The 16,965-nt window shown below is 70.2% G+C and carries 16 protein-coding genes and 1 rRNA gene; 14 read left to right on the forward strand and 3 right to left on the reverse strand.

Annotation, left to right across the window (positions count from 1 at the left end; genetic code table 11):
• The 9 genes from rrf to AB0D18_RS14270 all read left to right on the forward strand — a co-directional run.
• A 5S ribosomal RNA gene (rrf, locus tag AB0D18_RS14230) occupies positions 1–91 on the forward strand; the annotation flags it as partial.
• A gap of 73 nt (positions 92–164) precedes the next feature.
• Positions 165–809, forward strand: a complete 645-nt coding sequence (locus AB0D18_RS14235) for an HAD family hydrolase (protein WP_362416738.1) — start codon at positions 165–167, stop codon at positions 807–809.
• A gap of 78 nt (positions 810–887) precedes the next feature.
• A complete protein-coding gene (locus AB0D18_RS14240) occupies positions 888–2,138 on the forward strand; it encodes an MFS transporter (protein ID WP_362416741.1) in 1,251 nt (416 codons plus the stop codon).
• Positions 2,107–3,282, forward strand: a complete 1,176-nt coding sequence (locus tag AB0D18_RS14245; RefSeq protein WP_362416744.1) for an acetoin utilization protein AcuC — start codon at positions 2,107–2,109, stop codon at positions 3,280–3,282. Before AB0D18_RS14240 ends, AB0D18_RS14245 begins: the two co-directional genes overlap by 32 nt.
• A 413-nt stretch (positions 3,283–3,695) precedes the next feature.
• Complete coding sequence (locus tag AB0D18_RS14250) at positions 3,696–4,511, forward strand: phosphatase (protein ID WP_362416746.1); 816 nt, start codon at positions 3,696–3,698, stop codon at positions 4,509–4,511.
• Between the two features lie 129 nt (positions 4,512–4,640).
• The gene (locus tag AB0D18_RS14255; RefSeq protein ID WP_185027739.1) at positions 4,641–4,853 is read left to right on the forward strand and encodes a helix-turn-helix domain-containing protein; all 213 of its coding nucleotides are present in this window, start codon (positions 4,641–4,643) and stop codon (positions 4,851–4,853) included.
• A 130-nt stretch (positions 4,854–4,983) separates the two neighbouring features.
• On the forward strand, positions 4,984–5,082 hold the full coding sequence (locus AB0D18_RS14260) for an AURKAIP1/COX24 domain-containing protein (RefSeq protein ID WP_003948845.1): 99 nt from the start codon (positions 4,984–4,986) through the stop codon (positions 5,080–5,082).
• A 188-nt stretch (positions 5,083–5,270) separates the two neighbouring features.
• Entirely contained in the window at positions 5,271–6,419 is a 1,149-nt protein-coding gene (locus AB0D18_RS14265) for an NAD-dependent epimerase/dehydratase family protein (protein ID WP_362416749.1), read from the forward strand.
• 1 nt (position 6,420) lies between these two features.
• Positions 6,421–7,473: a lysophospholipid acyltransferase family protein gene (locus tag AB0D18_RS14270; RefSeq protein WP_362416752.1), complete on the forward strand. Its 1,053-nt coding sequence runs from the start codon at positions 6,421–6,423 to the stop codon at positions 7,471–7,473.
• Between the two features lie 70 nt (positions 7,474–7,543).
• Here the strand turns inward: AB0D18_RS14270 and AB0D18_RS14275 are convergent, their stop codons facing one another.
• From AB0D18_RS14275 to AB0D18_RS14285, 3 genes are all read right to left on the reverse strand, one after another.
• Positions 7,544–8,770: a DUF5667 domain-containing protein gene (locus AB0D18_RS14275; RefSeq protein WP_362416755.1), complete on the reverse strand. Its 1,227-nt coding sequence runs from the start codon at positions 8,768–8,770 to the stop codon at positions 7,544–7,546.
• A gap of 253 nt (positions 8,771–9,023) precedes the next feature.
• Entirely contained in the window at positions 9,024–9,809 is a 786-nt protein-coding gene (locus tag AB0D18_RS14280) for an ECF subfamily RNA polymerase sigma factor, BldN family (protein WP_362416757.1), read from the reverse strand.
• Between the two features lie 405 nt (positions 9,810–10,214).
• The gene (locus AB0D18_RS14285; RefSeq protein WP_362416760.1) at positions 10,215–11,180 is read right to left on the reverse strand and encodes an HAD-IB family hydrolase; all 966 of its coding nucleotides are present in this window, start codon (positions 11,178–11,180) and stop codon (positions 10,215–10,217) included.
• Positions 11,181–11,304: 124 nt separating this feature from the next.
• Here AB0D18_RS14285 and AB0D18_RS14290 point away from each other — a divergent pair, with 124 nt between their 5' ends.
• The 5 genes from AB0D18_RS14290 to AB0D18_RS14310 all read left to right on the forward strand — a co-directional run bounded on the left by AB0D18_RS14290 (position 11,305) and on the right by AB0D18_RS14310 (position 16,955).
• Positions 11,305–11,580 carry a glutaredoxin family protein gene (locus tag AB0D18_RS14290; protein WP_362416763.1) on the forward strand — a complete coding sequence of 92 codons (276 nt, stop codon included), beginning with the start codon at positions 11,305–11,307 and terminating at the stop codon, positions 11,578–11,580.
• Between the two features lie 365 nt (positions 11,581–11,945).
• Positions 11,946–12,740 carry a redox-sensing transcriptional repressor Rex gene (locus tag AB0D18_RS14295; RefSeq protein ID WP_362416766.1) on the forward strand — a complete coding sequence of 265 codons (795 nt, stop codon included), beginning with the start codon at positions 11,946–11,948 and terminating at the stop codon, positions 12,738–12,740.
• Complete coding sequence (locus AB0D18_RS14300; protein WP_362416769.1) at positions 12,737–14,305, forward strand: glutamyl-tRNA reductase; 1,569 nt, start codon at positions 12,737–12,739, stop codon at positions 14,303–14,305. Before AB0D18_RS14295 ends, AB0D18_RS14300 begins: the two co-directional genes overlap by 4 nt.
• Complete coding sequence (gene hemC / locus AB0D18_RS14305) at positions 14,302–15,276, forward strand: hydroxymethylbilane synthase (RefSeq protein ID WP_362416772.1); 975 nt, start codon at positions 14,302–14,304, stop codon at positions 15,274–15,276. Before AB0D18_RS14300 ends, hemC begins: the two co-directional genes overlap by 4 nt.
• On the forward strand, positions 15,273–16,955 hold the full coding sequence (locus AB0D18_RS14310) for a bifunctional uroporphyrinogen-III C-methyltransferase/uroporphyrinogen-III synthase (RefSeq protein ID WP_362416775.1): 1,683 nt from the start codon (positions 15,273–15,275) through the stop codon (positions 16,953–16,955). The genes hemC and AB0D18_RS14310 overlap by 4 nt, the downstream gene beginning before the upstream one ends.
• The last annotated feature ends 10 nt before the right edge of the window (positions 16,956–16,965 follow it).

Raw genomic sequence — 16,965 nt, forward strand, 5'->3', positions numbered from 1 at the left:
GCCCGGTTACATTCCGAACCCGGAAGCTAAGCCTTTCCGCGCCGATGGTACTGCAGGGGGGACCCTGTGGGAGAGTAGGACGCCGCCGAACAATTTTTAAAAAGCCGCTGCCCCCGAGTCTGTTGACTCGGGGGCAGCGGCTTTTTTGCGTTTATGGTCGAGTCATGCGCTACGAACTGGTGATCTTCGACAACGACGGCGTCCTGGTGGACAGCGAGCCGATCTCCAACACGATTCTCTCGGGCTACCTGACCGAGCTCGGGCACCCCACGACGTACGACGAGTCCCTGCGGGACTACATGGGGGCCGCCGTGCACCGGGTGCAGGACCTCGTCAGGGAGAGGACCGGGCAGGAACTTCCGGCGGACTTCGAGCAGACGCTGCACCAGAGAATCGTGGCCGGCTTCGAGCGGGAGCTCCGGCCCGTGCCTGGAGCGGAAGACGTACTGGGCAGCCTGGTCGCCGACGGGGTGACGTACTGCGTGGCCTCCTCCGGAAGTCACGACCGGATCAGGGCCGGGCACCGGAAGACCGGGCTCGACGAGTGGTTCGAGGAGGAATGGGTGTTCAGCTCCGAGGACGTCGGCAAGGGAAAGCCGGCGCCGGACCTCTTCCTGCACGCCGCCGATCAAATGGGGGTGGCGCCCGAGCGGTGCGTGGTCGTCGAGGACAGTCCGCTCGGAGTGCAGGCCGCGCGGGCCGCCGGGATGGACGTGTACGGATTCACCGCCATGACGCCCGCCGAACGGCTGGCCGGAGCCAACGGGTACTTCTCGGACATGAAGGAACTGCTCGGGCTGCTCGGCTGAGAGTGGCGGGGGTCCGGCCGGGATTGGGTGCGTGATCCATCTACCCATGGGTAGGCCGGGGTCGTACGCTCACCGTTCATGACAGATGCGCGCCTGCGGCACGGCAGGGCTTCCTTGGCGTTGAGCTTCTTCGCGCAGGGCCTGGCCTTCGCGATCCTCGTGACTCGAATACCGGCGCTGCAGAAGCAGTACGGGATGTCGGACGCGGTGCTCCCGATCTTCCTGGCCGCAGTGCCGATCCTGGCCGGGGCGGGGAGCTTCGCCGCCGAGGCGCTCGCGAAACGGGTCGGGCCTGCGCGGGTGCTGCGGTGGTCCCAGCCGGTCGTGCTGCTCGCCCTCCTCGGCGTGGGGGCGGGCCGCGAGATGTGGCACGTGGCACTGGCGCTCGGGGTGTTCGGCCTCGCGGTGGGCATGCTGGACGCCTCGATGAACATGCTCGGGGTGAGCCTCCAGCGGGCGTACGGGCGCAGCATCATGCTCGGATTCCACGCGACGTACAGCCTCGGTGGGATCGCCGGGGCCTCGCTGGCCTGGGTGGGGGCGCACTGGGAGCTGTCGCTCCTGGTGTCGTACCTGCCGGTGGTGTGTGTGCTGGTGCCCGTGGTGCTGGTGGGGAGCCGGTGGTACGTGGACGCGGTGGCGGTGACGGGGGAGGGGCAGGAGGCTGTTGCTGCCGGTGCGAAGGAAGCGGCGAAGGTGGGGGCGAAGGAGGGGGCGAAGGGGGCGGGGGCCTTCTCGTTCAAGCTGTTGCTGCCGCTGTGCATGGTGATGGCTTTTGCGTACATCGGGGACTCGACGGTTTCGAACTGGAGCGCCAAGTACCTGCAGGACGTGCTGGGTTCGTCGGAGGCGCTGGCGACCGTTCCGTACAACGTCTACATGGTGACGACGCTGCTGGGGCGGGCCGTGGGGGACTTCGGGGTGCGGCGGTTCGGAGCGGTGGCGGTGGTGCGGTGCGGGGCTGTTGTTGCCGCTGTGGGGTTCGGGGTGGTGGCGGCGGCTTCCGGGGCGTGGATGGGGATGGCTGGATTCACGCTGCTGGGGCTCGGCTTGTGCGTGATCGTTCCGCAGACCTTCGCGGCGGCGGGGCGGATGTTCCCGGCCCACAGCGATGTGGCGGTGGCCCGGCTGAACGTCTTCAACTACGTGGGATTCCTGGTCGGGTCGCCGTTGGTGGGGGCGATCGGGGATGCGTGGAACTACCGGGGGGCGATGCTCGTGCCGACGGTTCTGGTGCTCCTGACGCTGGTGTACGCCCGGTCGTTCGAGGCGGAGGGCGACCGATACGGTGGCGGGCATGAGCGGCCGCGCACTGTTGATGTGGGATGACGCCGTCACGGCGTACAACTTCGGGAAGCACCATCCGATGGACCCGGTCAGGCTTGAGCTGACCATGGGGCTGGTGCGGGCCTACGGGCTCGATGGGGCGGTCGAGGTGGTGGCCGCGCCGCCGGCGGGGGACTCCACGTTGCAGCTGGTGCACCGGGAGGACTACATCGCGGCGGTGCGGGCGGCGTCGAAGTCGCCGCAGGACGCGGATCCGCGGTACGGGCTGGGGACCGAGGACGATCCGGCCTTCGTGGGGATGCACGAGGCCGCTGCGTTGATCGCCGGGCTGTCGGTGGGGGCGGCGGAGGCGGTGTGGCGTGGGGACGCGTCGCACGCGGTGAACTTCGCCGGTGGGATGCACCATGCGATGCCCGGGGCGGCGGCGGGATTCTGCGTGTACAACGATGCGGCGCTGGCGATCGCGCGGCTGTTGGAGAAGGGCGTCGAGCGGGTCGCGTACGTCGATGTGGATGTGCATCACGGGGACGGTGTGCAGACGGCCTTCTGGGACGATCCGCGCGTGCTGACGATCTCGTTGCACGAGCACCCGAGGATGTTGTTTCCGGGGACGGGGTGGCCCCAGGAGACCGGGGGCGAGGGGGCCGGGGCGGGGAGCGCCGTGAATGTGGCGCTGCCGGCGGGGACGGGGGACGCGGGGTGGCTTCGGGCCTTCCACGCGGTGGTGCCCGAGCTGTTGGCTGATTTCCGGCCACAGGTGCTGGTGTCGCAGCACGGGGCGGATACGCACTTCGAGGATCCGCTGGCGCATTTGACGGTGTCGCTGGATGCGCAGCGGGCGGTGCAGGCGGCCTGTCATGAGCTGGCTCACGAGTACGTGGAGGGGGCGCGGTGGGTCGCCCTCGGGGGCGGGGGATACGCGGTGGTGGACGTGGTGCCGCGGTCGTGGACGCATCTGGTGGGGATCGCGGCGCATCGGCCGGTTGAGCCGGAGTCGGTGATTCCGGCTGGCTGGAAGGACCAGGTGTACGCGCTGACGCGGGAGTGGGGACCGGGGCGGATGACGGATGGGCGGACGGTGGCCTGGCGGGGGTGGGACGAGGGGTACGACCCGGCGGATCGGGTGGATCAGGCGGTGGTGGCGGCTCGCAGGGCGGTGTTTCCGTTGAGGGGGTTGTGGGCGTAGGGGGTGGGGGCGGGGGTCTGCTTGAGGGCTGTTCGGCCCTCCGGCGCCCCCGTGCGGTGTGCCGGCTAGCGGGGCGAGCGTGGGCCGGAGCGAGGGGGCGGGCTCCGCGTGGGGGCCGCCCCCTTGCCCACCCGTTCCGCCCCCGGGGGGCGGCCCCGCTGCCCAAGGGGGCTAGGGGGCTAGGGGGCAGGGGGTGAGGGGTGGAGGGGTGGCGCCGCTGCCCAAGGGGGCTAGGGGGTGGGGGCGGCCCCCGCTGCCCAAGAGAGGGCTAGAGGGCCGGGGAGGGGGAAGGGGCGGCCCCGCTGCCCAAGAGGGCTAGGGGGCCAGGGGGGTGGGGAGAGGGGGTTAGGCCAAGGGTGTTGGGGGGGTGGGGTTTTGGGGACAGGGGGTGGGGGGTTCGGGAGCATGGTGGGGTGTTGAGGAGTGGGGCGCTCAAGGCGCATCTGGTGCAGGCCGGGTTGGCGGGGGTCGTGGCTACTTCGCGGGAGGTGAGTCTGCGGAGCTATCGGGCGTTCGGGGCGGGGGATCCGCGGGTGTTGTTGGGCCTTGAGCCCGAACGGGGGTGGGGGGAGGGGGAGTTGTTGGAATTGATGGCGGAGAGGTGTGGGGTGTCGGCGGATCCGGGATATCGGGTGGGGCCCGATGTCATTGATCCGGAACGGACGTTGGTGGCGCTCGATGCCTTTGCGAAGCGGGTGGGCGAGGCGGCCGCGAAGGGGCTTCCGGTGTTGTTCGGGACCGGACATCCGCACCGGCTGACGGGGTTCTACGGCGGGTTGGCAGACGCTTTGTCGGCGGCGGGGTGTGAAGTGCTCACCCCCGCGCAGGGGCATCGTGTCGACATAACGACCCGGTTCGGCGTACGTACGTACAACCTTGACTACGTACGGGGAGTCGCGCTGGTGCGTGAACCCGGCGCGCGGGGGAGCGGGAGTGGCACCGGCGTGCACTCCCATTCGCCGCTCCCGGTTCGGGTGGTTCTGGAGGCTGCGGCCGAGGGTGGAGGGCCGCTTCCCGGGCTGGTCGTGGGGGACCACGGATGGGTCTGCGGTGCAGGTCAGCTGGGGTTTGAGGCGATCGGTCTGGCGGATGTCGACGACCCCGCGCTGTTCGTCGGACAGGAGGAGGGGCGGGTGTCCGTGGTCGTTCCACTTGATGACGGTGTGCGGTCTGATTACTACCGACCGCTTACTCGCTATGTACTCAATCGAGCGTGTCTGTCACGGTAGCGGGCCGATCGCATCTCCTCTTCCCCACTCGCATCACACGCCCCTAGTCTGGGGAGTGAGCGCACAGCGACGAAGAGTCACCGGAAGGGGAAGCCGGTGCGCGTCATGTGCGGAAGGTACAGGTGGGTCATGACTGCTTCAGGCGAGAGGCCTCTCAACGAGGTCAAGTTTCTGACCGTGGCGGAAGTCGCCTCGGTGATGCGAGTGTCGAAGATGACCGTGTACCGCTTGGTGCACAGCGGTCATCTGCCGGCGATCCGGGTGGGCAGGTCCTTCCGGGTCCCGGAGCAAGCGGTGCACGAGTACCTCCGGGAGTCCTTCGTGGGGGTGGAGACGGCCTAGATTCACCTCGGATTACGTCACTCACTCGGTGGCGGGTTAGGCTAGGCCCTTGCTAGGTCGTGTGGGCCCAGACGCCCCGCACCGATCTCCGCTGACGCGGAGGTGTTCCGAGTAGTGAGCGAGGGTAGTCGTGGGCTCTGTCATTAAGAAGCGGCGCAAGCGGATGGCTAAGAAGAAGCACCGCAAGCTGCTGAAGCGCACTCGCGTTCAGCGTCGCAACAAGAAGTAAGCGGCAGCTGTACGCAATAAAGGAACGGCCCCTCTGCCAGTGATGGCAGAGGGGCCGTTCTGCGTTTACGGGGGCCGTGGCCGAGAGCGGCCTGCGGTCATCACAGCGCAACATCCAGGCGCTACGGTGGCCCTCAGGGGCCCGGGGAGACCACGGGGACCCGGGGAGACCGAGGGAAGGCGCTGATCTTGGGCAAGGTCGTGCTCGTCACAGGTGTGGCCCGGCAGCTGGGGGGCCGCTTCGTGCGGCGCGTGCAGCGGGACCCCGAGGTGGACCGGGTGATCGGGGTCGACGCCATTCCGCCCGAGCACCATCTCGGCGGGGCGGATTTCGTACGGGCGGACATCCGGCAGCCCGCGATCGCACGGATTCTCGCCGAGTACGGGGTCGACACGGTCGTCCACATGGACGTGACCGGGACCCCGCTGGCCGGCGGCGGCGGCCGGACCACGGTCAAGGAGACCAATGTCATCGGCACCATGCAGCTGCTCGGCGCGTGCCAGAAGTCGCCGACCGTGCGGCGCCTGGTCGTGAAGTCCAGTACGAGCGTGTACGGGTCCGCGCCGCGGGATCCGGCCGTCTTCACCGAGACGACGTCGCCGAAGGCGCTGCCCAGCGGCGGCTTCGCGAAGGACGCCGTCGAGGTCGAGGGGTATGTGCGGGGCTTCGCGCGGCGGCGGCCCGACGTGGCGGTGTGTGTGCTGCGGTTCGCGAACATCCTGGGGCCGTGTGCGGACTCCCCGCTCGCCGACTACTTCTCGCTGCCCGCGATGCCGACGGTGCTCGGGTACGACCCGAGGCTCCAGTTCGTGCACGAGGACGACGTGGTGGAGGTGCTGCGGATCGCCGCGCACGAGCCCCGGCGGGCCACGCTCAACAGCGGGACCTTCAACATTGCGGGCGACGGCGTGCTGCTGCTTTCGCAGTGTGCGCGCAGGCTGGGGCGGCCGACGGTGCCGTTCCTGCTGCCCGCCGTACGGTGGGTGGGGACCGCGCTGCGGACGGTGGGGATGAGCGACTTCTCGCCCGAGCAGATCCGGCTGCTGACGCACGGGCGGGTGGTGCGGACCACGCAGATGCGCGAGACGCTCGGCTTTGAACCCAAGTACACGACCCTTGAGACCTTCGCGGACTTCGCGCGCAGCCGGGGCGGCGGGCTGCTGCCGCCCGAGGTGCTGGCGTCCGCGGTGGACCGGGCAGCCGCGTTCGTACGCCGGAACAGCCAGGACCGCCAGGACGGCCAGGACGGCCAGGGCCGCAGGGACAGCCAGGACCGTCAGCACGGCCAGGGCCGCCAGAACAGTCAGGACCGTACGGAACCCAAGGAGCGCATCTGACATGGCCGATGCCAAGGTCATCCCCTTCGGCGACGAGCCGCGGTCGCGGCGGGGCGCGGGGGCCGCGCGCCCGGCCTCGGGGAAGCGCGGCGGCAGCCGGAAGGGCGGGTCCGCGGCGGGCGGCGGGGGCGCCGCGCTCGCGCCCGTACCGGAACAGCAGGGGACGTCCCCCGAGGCTCCCACGGCGGCTCCCGAGGCGCCCGTCGAGCAGGGCGGCGGCTGGGACCGGCGAATCGCGGGCGGTCTCGCCTTCCTGCGGCGGCGGATCACCGGGGACTACGAGGTCGACGAGTTCGGGTACGACAAGGAGCTCACCGACCAGGTCCTGATGTCGATGATCAGGCCGTTCTACGAGAAGTACTTCCGGGTGGAGGTGAAGGGCATCGAGAACGTCCCCGCCGAGGGCGGGGCACTGATCGTCGCCAACCACTCCGGGACGCTGCCGCTGGACGGGCTGATGCTCCAGGCGGCGGTGCACGACGAGCATCCGGCGGGGCGGCACCTGCGGCTGCTGGCCGCCGACCTCGTCTTCGTACTGCCGGTGGTGAACGAGCTGGCGCGCAAGGCCGGGCACACGCTGGCGTGCGCCGAGGACGCGCAGGCGCTGCTGGAGCGCGGCGAACTGGTCGGGGTGATGCCCGAGGGGTTCAAGGGGATCGGGAAGCCGTTCAGTGACCGCTACAAGCTGCAGCGGTTCGGGCGGGGCGGCTTCGTGTCGACCGCGTTGCGGGCGGGGGCGCCGATTGTGCCGTGCTCGATCGTGGGCGCGGAAGAGATCTACCCGATGATCGGGAACGCGAAGACGCTGGCCCGGGTGCTGGGCTTTCCGTACTTCCCGATCACGCCGACGTTCCCGTGGCTGGGGCCGTTGGGGGCGGTGCCGCTGCCGACGAAGTGGACGATCCAGTTCGGCGAACCGATCGAGACCAAGGGGTACTCGGCGGAGGCGGCGGAGGATCCGATGCTGATGTTCAACCTGACGGACCAGGTCCGCGAGCAGATCCAGCACACCCTGTATGAACTGCTGGTGCGGCGGCGGTCGGTGTTCTTCTAGTACGAATTCTCGTACTTCTCGTACTGAGCGCGAAGAGTGTGAACCGGCCGCCGCCGCACGGCAGTTGTTGCTACTCGGTGTCCTCGCCGTCGATGCCCAGGCCCGGGAGTACGTCCGGAAGGATGGGCGGGATCGTGACGTCGGGGACGGTCGGCTTGCCGGGGCTGCCGGGCTTGCCGGGTGTCACGGGCGGGGCGGGACGGTGGGCCGGGGGGTCCAGCAGGTCGCCCGCACCGCCGATCAGGCCTTCGGACGGCTTGCCGTCGGAGGTCGCGGGCGGTGGACTGCCCGGCCGGCCCTGGTGGGGGCTGCCGGGGGTGGAGCCGGGGGCGGCGGGGCGCGTCCCGTCGTTCGAGCGGGGAGTGCCTGGGCGGTCCTTGTGGGTGCCCGGGGCAGCCGGCTTCTGGTCCGACTGCGGGGGCTTGGGCAGCAGCGACCGCAGCGGTCCGACCTCCTGGTCTATGGCGTCGAAGACCGAGCTCACCTGCGAGCCCACGTCGCCCAGTTGGGCGGGCAGCAGGCCGCGCAGACTGCTCCAGCTGTCGCGGTGGGACTGGGCGAAGGCGTTCAGGGCCTGAATGGGGCCAATGTTTCCGTCTCTCTCGTACGCCTCGTGGAGGAGCCGGTGGCCCTCGCCGACGTCGTGCTTCATCCCGGTCAACGTGCGTCGTACTTCACCCAGTTGCTCGTGGTCGAGGTCGGCTGCTCTGCCCCGGTCCATGAGGCGTCGGGCCTCCTGGAGCCTGGTGGACGCCTGGTCGAGGTAGATCTGGCCCCGGTCGGACTCGTCGTCCGCCATGGTGAGCTTCAGATCTTCCATGCCGCGCTTGAGCCCGTACAGCGAATCACCGGGGAGGGCGTTGGAGCTGGCAGCGGCTACGCCGCCGAAGGCTCCGCCGACCACACCCACGGTGAGTCCGCCCGCCGCCAGGCCTTTCGACCAGCGGGAGCGTGGGCTCAGTTTCCGGAGTGCGGCGGCCCGGTGGGCGCCTCGTCCGGTGCGCTGCTCGGGCACGTGAGGACCCGTGGGGCCCGCTGCGGTGCCTTCCAGCATCATGGCTTCCATGGCGGCGACGAGCTGGGCTCGTTGCACCACTTTGACCTCGGGGTCCATTTCCGGTGCGGGCAGGCCGCCCAGACCTGTGACAAGGGACAGCAGTGCTCCCTGGTCAGCAGGCCTTTCGGCTGCTCCGGCCGTACCTTCGGGCTGTTCGGCCGCCGTGCCCTGGAGTTCCTGGTCCTCCAGGGCCTGGGCGAAGGCGTTGGCCCGCCGGTACGCCGATACATTTGCGATCACTGGCGGCACCTCCTCTCGTCATGACGATCGACTCCCCGGGTGGTCCGGAAGGTTGCACGCCATGAGTGCGTCCACACGATTGGGCGAGTGGCTGCGGGCATGGCGTGACCGCAGGGAGCCTGCATTCCGCACAACGAGCCTCTGGGCACTTGGGTTACGGACGAAAGATGATCCGACTGCCACTTGTGCAGGATTGCGCGCGAACTTCGACGCCCGGTGATCGAACGATCACCGGGCGTCGTCGAGAGATGTCCTACCGGGCGTCGTCGGGGAGCAGCCGCGCCAGGGTGCGGACGGCCCGGTACTGGAGGGTCTTGATGGCACCCTCGTTCTTGCCCATGACGCGGGCGGTCTCGGCGACCGAGAGCCCTTGCAGGAAGCGGAGTGTGACGCACTCCTGCTGCTGCGGGTTGAGCTTTCGCACGGCTTCCAGGAGGGCCGCGTTGGAGAGCGACTCCAGGACGGAGTCCTCCGGACTTCGCTCGACTTCATTGGCGTCGAGCATTTCGCCCGTGGTCACTTCGAGTCTGAACCTGCTCGATTTGAAGTGGTCCGCGACCAGGTTCCGGGCGATGGTGACCAGCCAGGCGCCGAAATCACGGCCCTGCCAGGTGAAGGTGGAGATCCTCCGCAGGGCGCGCAGGAACGTCTCGCTGGTCAGGTCTTCTGCCGTCGCCTTTCCGCCGACGCGGTAGTAGATGTAGCGGTAGACCGTGTCGCTGTACTGGTCGTAGAGGCGGCCGAAGGCCTCGGCCTCGCCGCCCTGCGCCCGCTCGACGAGGTCCATCATGCGTGCGCTGTCGCTGTCGGCGGTGGGCCGACGGACGGTGGACGTGCCGGAGCCCGAGCCGCCGGTGCCGCGGCTGCGTCTGCCGACGGCGGCACCGCCGTCGGCGAGGGCGTAGCACGGGCGTGCGGCTACAGGGGTGGCATAGGCGGGGACGGCGTACGCGGTGGGGACGAAGCCGCGCAGGCGGTCGATGACCGTTGCGCGCAGCGTAGCCAGGCCCGAGGCGTCAACCCCGACGTGTGGGTACACGGGACTCCCAGAGGCAGAGCTTCCATCACGTGCAGTGCCGGACTGTTCACTCGTGATGCTGATGAATGGGTTCCGGAATGCGTCTGAGGAGAATAACGCTTCGTACAGGCAGCGCTACACCCAGTTGCTCAAATCACCGTTTCCGTCGCTTCTGTAGCGTCTAAGTGACGGAACAAGTAGCAGATAGTGACTACTTCTTGATCGGATCGGGTCGCGATCTGCCTGAATGCGGGATCTGTTGTGGCCGAGTGCAGACAGGACGACTGGCCGGGGCGCGTGGCGGGTAAGACCCGGGGAATGCCCGGCGTACGGAAAAGGGCCGGGCGCGCCCCCCTCAAGCGGGGTGCGCCCGGCCCTTCTTCGTATGAAATTCGTACGAAAGGGGGAAAGGGGAAGCGGGGGGTGTCAGCGGCGGCGGCGGTGCAGCGCGAGGGCTGCGGCGGTGCCGCCCGCGAGGGCGCCGACGCCGGCCGCGGCCGGGATGCCGACCTTCGCGGCCTTGCGTCCTGTGCGGTAGTCGCGCAGCCGCCAGTCGCGTTCGCGGGCGTGCCTGCGGAGCTTGGCGTCCGGATTGATCGCGTACGGGTGGCCGACGAGCGAGAGCATCGGGATGTCGTTGTGGCTGTCGCTGTACGCGGCGCAGCGGGTGAGGTCGAGGCCCTCGGCGGCGGCCAGGGCGCGGACTGCCTCGGCCTTCGCGGGGCCGTGCAGGGGTTCGCCGACGAGGCGGCCGGTGTAGATGCCGTCGTGGGACTCGGCGACCGTGCCCAGCGCGCCGGTGAGGCCGAGGCGGCGGGCGATGATCGTGGCCGTCTCGACGGGGGCGGCCGTCACCAGCCAGACCTTCTGGCCCGCGTCGAGGTGGGCCTGGGCGAGGGCGCGGGTGCCGGGCCAGATGCGCTCGGCCATGTACTCGTCGTAGATCTCCTCGCCGATGGTCATCAGCTCGGAGACCTTGTGGCCCTTCACGATGGACAGGGCGCTCTCGCGGGCGTCCTGCATGTGCTCGGGGTCCTCGACGCCGGCGAGCCGGAACCAGGCCTGCTGCCAGGCGAAGCGGACGAGTTCCTGGCGCTCGAAGAACTTCCGCTTGTAGAGGCCGCGGCCGAAGTGGAAGATCGCGGCGCCCTGCATGACGGTGTTGTCGAGGTCGAAGAAGGCGGCGGCCTTGGTGTCGCCGGGGACCGGGAACTCTGGTTCGGAAGGCCCGGCGGCTTCGTCCGGGCTTTCGGGCTCGGCGGCGCGGGCCGCCTCCAGCTCTTCGAGTTCCTGTGACGACTTGCGTGCTGCTTCGGCTGCAGCCTCGCCCGCCAGCACGCTCCGTGCGGTCGCGGAGCGCCTACGGGGGGTGAGCCATCCCAGTGCGGCCATGTCGTGAGCATAGCCATTCTGTTCGGGACTTCCGGAGCCGGTGGGATGCAAGGGTGTGAACTCTCCGCGTCCGGTCCGTTACGGCGCCGCCCGGGGCGTGCCGGAGGGCGGTCAGAATGGGGGGATGAGCCCTCTGCTGCGACGTAAGAAGAAGGAGCCCGGTGAGCGTCTCGTCACGCTGATCGGCAAGCCCGGCTGCCATCTGTGCGACGACGCACGGGGGGTCGTCGGGGCGGTGTGCGGGGAGTTGGGGGTGCGCTGGGAGGAGAAGGACATCTCCGTGGACGCGGAGTTGTACCGGCAGTACTGGGAGCAGATTCCGGTGGTGCTGGTGGACGGGGAGCAGCACACGTTCTGGAAGGTGGACGCGGGGCGGCTGCGGCGGGAGCTTGGGGGGTAGGGGGCTGGAATGTGCGGGCACGTCGTGGCTGGTCGCGCCGTTCCCCGCGCCCCTGAAGGCGCGGCTGCGCCGGCCTCAGGGGCTTGGGGCCGCAGGGATGCCGCGTACCATCGGGGGCGGTTTGGGTTGAGTTGGGGGCTGGCTTGTGAGGAGTGTGTACCGGTTTGCCCCCGATGGAATCGCGACGTCACCGTGCGTGTTCCGGTTCCAGGGTGACGCGGCGTGAACGCGTGACCCCGGTCACTTTGCTTGGACAAATCGGACACAATCTTTGTGCACGCGTTCACAAAGACATAGCCTGCATCCGACGGGGCGGCCTTGGGACATACGGCCGCCTACAGCCCCGCTCATCCCGCAGGAGCACCGTGGCAACTGGCCGAACTCACCGACCGGCGACCCGTAGCCGAGGCATTCCCGAGGCCACCGTCGCCCGCCTTCCGCTGTACTTGCGCGCCCTGACCGCGCTCTCCGAGCGCTCGGTCCCGACCGTGTCGTCGGAGGAACTCGCCGCAGCCGCGGGGGTCAACTCCGCGAAGCTGCGGAAGGACTTCTCGTACCTGGGCTCCTACGGGACGCGCGGGGTCGGCTACGACGTCGAGTACCTCGTCTACCAGATCTCGCGCGAACTGGGCCTGACCCAGGACTGGCCCGTGGTCATCGTCGGCATCGGCAACCTCGGCGCCGCGCTCGCCAATTACGGCGGTTTCGCCTCCCGCGGGTTCCGGGTCGCCGCGCTGATCGACGCCGATCCCGCGATGGCCGGGAAGCCGGTCGCCGGGATGCCCGTCCAGCACACGGACGAGCTGGAGAAGATCATCGCTGAGAACGGTGTGTCCATCGGGGTCATCGCGACTCCGGCGGGCGCCGCCCAGCAGGTCAGCGAGCGGCTGATCGCCGCGGGCGTCACCTCGATCCTCAACTTCGCGCCGACGGTGCTCCAGGTGCCGGAGGGGGTGGACGTGCGGAAGGTCGACCTGTCGATCGAGCTGCAGATCCTCGCCTTCCACGAGCAGCGCAAGGCCGGCGACGCCGAAGCCGCCGCTGCCGCCCTGCTGCCCCCCGCCGCGCGCGCCGCCGCCGAGGGCCAGAACGACGGCCCGAGCGAGGGCCCGAACCGGAAGGGACCCGACGGCGACGTGCCCGCCGTGATGCCGGCATGAGTCTTCTGGTCGTCGGGCTGAGCCACCGCAGCGCGCCCGTCAGCGTGCTGGAGCGCGCCTCGCTCTCACTGGACGCCAAGGCGAAGCTGCTGCAGGACACCCTCGCGTCCGAGCCGGCCGCCGAGGCGACGGTGCTCGCCACCTGCAACCGCATCGAGCTGTACGCCGACGTGGAGAAGTTCCACGCGGGCGTCGCCGAACTGTCGACGCTGCTCGCCCAGCACAGCGGGGTGGGCCTCGAAGAGCTGACCCCTTATCTGTACGTGCACTACGAGGACCGGGCCGTCCACCACCTCTTCTCGGTGGCCTGCGGCCTCGACTCGATGGTCGTCGGCGAGGGGCAGATCCTCGGCCAGATCAAGGACGCGCTCGCGCTCGGGCAGGAACTGCACACCGCGGGCCGCCTGATCAACGACCTGTTCCAGCAGGCGCTGCGGGTCGGCAAGCGGGCGCACTCCGAGACCGGCATCGACCGGGCCGGGCAGTCGCTCGTCACCTTCGGTCTCGAACAGCTCGCCGGGGACGCTCCGGTCGCCGAATGGGCGGCCGGCAAGCGGGCGCTGGTGATCGGTGCGGGCTCGATGTCCTCACTCGCCGCCGCGACGCTCGTACGGATCGGCGTCGCCGAGGTCGTCGTCGCCAACCGGACCGCCGAGCGCGCCGAGCGCCTCGCGGAGATCCTCAACCAGTCGGGCGGCGCCGCGCGCGCGGTACCGATGGACGAGGTGGCTCAGGAACTGACACGAGTCGACGTCGCCGTCTCGTGCACCGGCGCGACCGGCCTCGTACTGACCGTCGAGGACGTCGCGGGTGCGCTGGGGCTGCCGACCGGCTCGGCCGTACGTACGGCCGAAGCAGGCCACGTACCGCAGATACGTGCCGAGAGCGACGCCAACTCCCTTGAACTGCACGGAGCCTGGGCCGACAACGGGGAGATCGCCGCACAGGCGCAGCCCCGGGTCAGGCCGCTGGGCGCCGGCGGGAAGGCCGTGCGGCTCGCGCTGCTCGACCTGGCGATGCCGCGCGACATCGACGGCGCCGCGCACCGGCTCGACGGCGTGCACCTGGTGGACATCGAGTCCCTGGCCGACGCCGCGGCGGATGCGCCGATGGCCGCCGACGTGGACCGGGTGCGCACGATCGTCGGCGACGAGGTGGCCGCCTTCGGCGCCGCCCAGCGGGCCGCGCAGATCACCCCGACCGTGGTCGCCCTGCGCAGCATGGCCGCAGACGTCGTGGCCAATGAAGTGGCCCGGCTGGAGGGCCGTCTTCCCGGCCTCGACGCGAAGCAGCGGGCGGAGATCACGCAGACCGTACGACGCGTGGTCGACAAGCTCCTGCACGCGCCGACCGTACGGGTCAAGCAGCTCGCCAGCGAGCCCGGCGGCGCCGGGTACGCGGACGCGCTGCGCGAGCTCTTCGACCTCGACCCGCAGACGGTCGCGGCGGTGAGCAGGGCCGACAGCCTCAAGGGCGGCCCCGAGACGGGTGGCCCCGAGAAGGGCCCGCAGGCCGACCGAGACGACACCGACGGTGCGACGAGTGCGAAGAGAGGGCGGGCATGACTGATGCCGCTAAGGCCGCTACGGCCTTGAAGCTGGGGACTCGGCGCAGCAAGCTGGCCATGGCCCAGTCCGGACACGTCGCCGAGGCGGTGCGTCAACTGACCGGGCGCGACGTGGAGTTGGTGGAGATCACCACGTACGGCGACGTGTCGAAGGAGCAGCTGGCGCAGATCGGCGGCACCGGCGTCTTCGTCACCGCGCTGCGCGACGCCCTGCTGAGGGGCGAGGTCGACTTCGCCGTGCACTCGCTGAAGGACCTGCCCACCGCGCAGCCCGAGGACCTGACGCTGGCCGCCGTGCCCGTGCGGGAGGACCCGCGCGACGTGCTCGTGGCGCGTGACGGGCTGACGTTCGCGCAGCTGCCCGAGGGGGCGCGGGTCGGTACCGGCTCGCCGCGCCGGATGGCGCAGCTGAACGCGTACGCCCGCAGCCACGGGATGAAGATCGAGACTGTGCCGATCCGGGGGAACATCGACACCCGGGTCGGATACGTACGAAACGGTGAGCTGGACGCGGTGGTTCTTGCCGCGGCCGGGCTGCGCCGTATCGGCAGGGTGGACGAGGTGTCCGAGTTCCTGGACCCCGGCGTCTGCCTGCCCGCCCCCGGTCAGGGGGCGCTGGCCATCGAGTGCGCGGCGACCAACGCCGACCTCGCCGCCGTGCTCGCCGAGCTCGACGACCCGCGCACGCGGTTCGCCGTGACGGCCGAGCGAGCCCTGCTCGCCGCCCTGGAGGCCGGTTGCAGTGCACCTGTGGGTGCCCTGGCCGACTTCTTGGTTGACGGGCAGATTGTCAATGAAATGCGCCTGCGTGGTGTTGTCGGCTCGACCGACGGCGCCGAGCTGGTGCAGCTGTCCACTACCGGTCCCGTACCCACGTCGCACCACGCCGCGGAGGCACTGGGGCGCGAACTCGCGTCCGAGATGCTCGCCAAGGGTGCGGCCGGTCTTATGGGGGAGCGAGCACTTTGAGCCCCACACCTGCATCCTCGGCGTCCTCGGTGTTCTCCGCACCCGGGCACGTCACCTTCCTCGGCGCCGGCCCCGGTGATCCGGGCCTGCTGACTCTGCGCGCCGTCGAGGCGCTGTCGAGCGCGGACGTGCTGATCGCCGAGCCGGCAGTGCTCGACGTCGTACGCGCTCATGCCAAGGCGGGCGTAAGCACGCCTCAACTGGCCGTAGTTGACGACTCGTCAGTAACTTCGGGCACGTCTGCGATCCGGACGCCCATGTCGTCCAAGGTCGTGGTCAATCTTGTCATGGAGGCTGCGCGCAGCGGCAAGCGGGTCGTCCGTGCGGTCTCCGGCGACCCCGGCCTCGACGGCAATGCCGCCGAGGAGATGCTCGCCTGCGCGGCCGAGGGCTTCGCCTTCGAGGTCGTCCCCGGCGTCGCCACCGCGGTCGGCGTGCCCGCCTACGCGGGTGTGCCGCTGCGGGACGCGGCCGGGGCCGACGTCCGCTTCGTGGACGCCCGTACGGCCGACGAGCGGTGCTGGGCCGAGGTCGGGGCGAGCGACGCCACGGCCGTCGTCTCCACGACGCTCGACTCGGTGGCCGCCGCGGCCGGCGAGCTGGTCTCGGCGGGCCGTAAGCCGGACACCCCGATGACGGTCACCGTCGCGGGCACCACCACGCGCCAGCGCACGTGGAACGCCACGCTCGGCACCGTCGCCCAGGTCCTCAAGCAGGCGAAGGTACTGCCCTCTCCCGAGGGTCACCAGCCCGTCATAGCCGTGGTCGGCGCGCGCAGTGCCGCAGCCCAGCGCGACCAGCTGTCGTGGTTCGAGTCGAAGCCGCTCTTCGGATGGCGGGTGCTGGTGCCGCGTACGAAGGAGCAGTCGGCGTCGCTCTCCGACCAGCTGCGTTCGTACGGCGCGGTGCCGCACGAGGTGCCGACCATCGCGGTCGAGCCGCCGCGGACCCCGCAGCAGATGGAGCGGGCCGTGAAGGGCCTGGTCACCGGACGCTACGAGTGGATCGCCTTCACCTCCGTCAACGCCGTCAAGGCGGTGCGGGAGAAGTTCGAGGAGTACGGGCTCGACGCACGCGCCTTCGCGGGGATCAAGGTCGCCGCGGTGGGCGAGCAGACGGCCGCCTCGCTGGTCGAGTTCGGCGTGAAGCCGGACCTCGTACCGAGCGGTGAGCAGTCGGCCGCCGGTCTGCTTGAGGACTGGCCGCCGTACGACCCGGTCTTCGACCCGATCGACCGCGTCTTCCTGCCGCGTGCGGACATCGCGACGGAGACGCTGGTCGCGGGCCTGATCGAGCTCGGGTGGGAGGTCGACGACGTCACCGCCTACCGGACCGTGCGCGCTTCGCCGCCGCCGGCGGACACGCGGGAGGCGATCAAGGGCGGTGGCTTCGACGCCGTTCTCTTCACCTCGTCCAGCACGGTGCGCAACCTGGTCGGCATCGCCGGGAAGCCGCACAACGTGACCGTCATCGCGTGTATCGGTCCTGCGACGGCCAAGACCGCGGAGGAGCACGGGCTGCGGGTCGACGTGCTGTCGCCGGAGCCCTCGGTGCACAAGCTGGCGGAGGCTCTCGCCGAATTCGGCGCGGCCCGTCGGGCGTCGGCCCTGGAGGCCGGCGAGCACGTGGCACGGCCGAGCGAGCGGCGGCCGGGGTCGCGGCGGCGGCGCACGACGTAAGCAGTAGCCG

The organism is Streptomyces sp. NPDC048442, assembly GCF_040651475.1.
Lineage (GTDB): Bacteria > Actinomycetota > Actinomycetes > Streptomycetales > Streptomycetaceae > Streptomyces.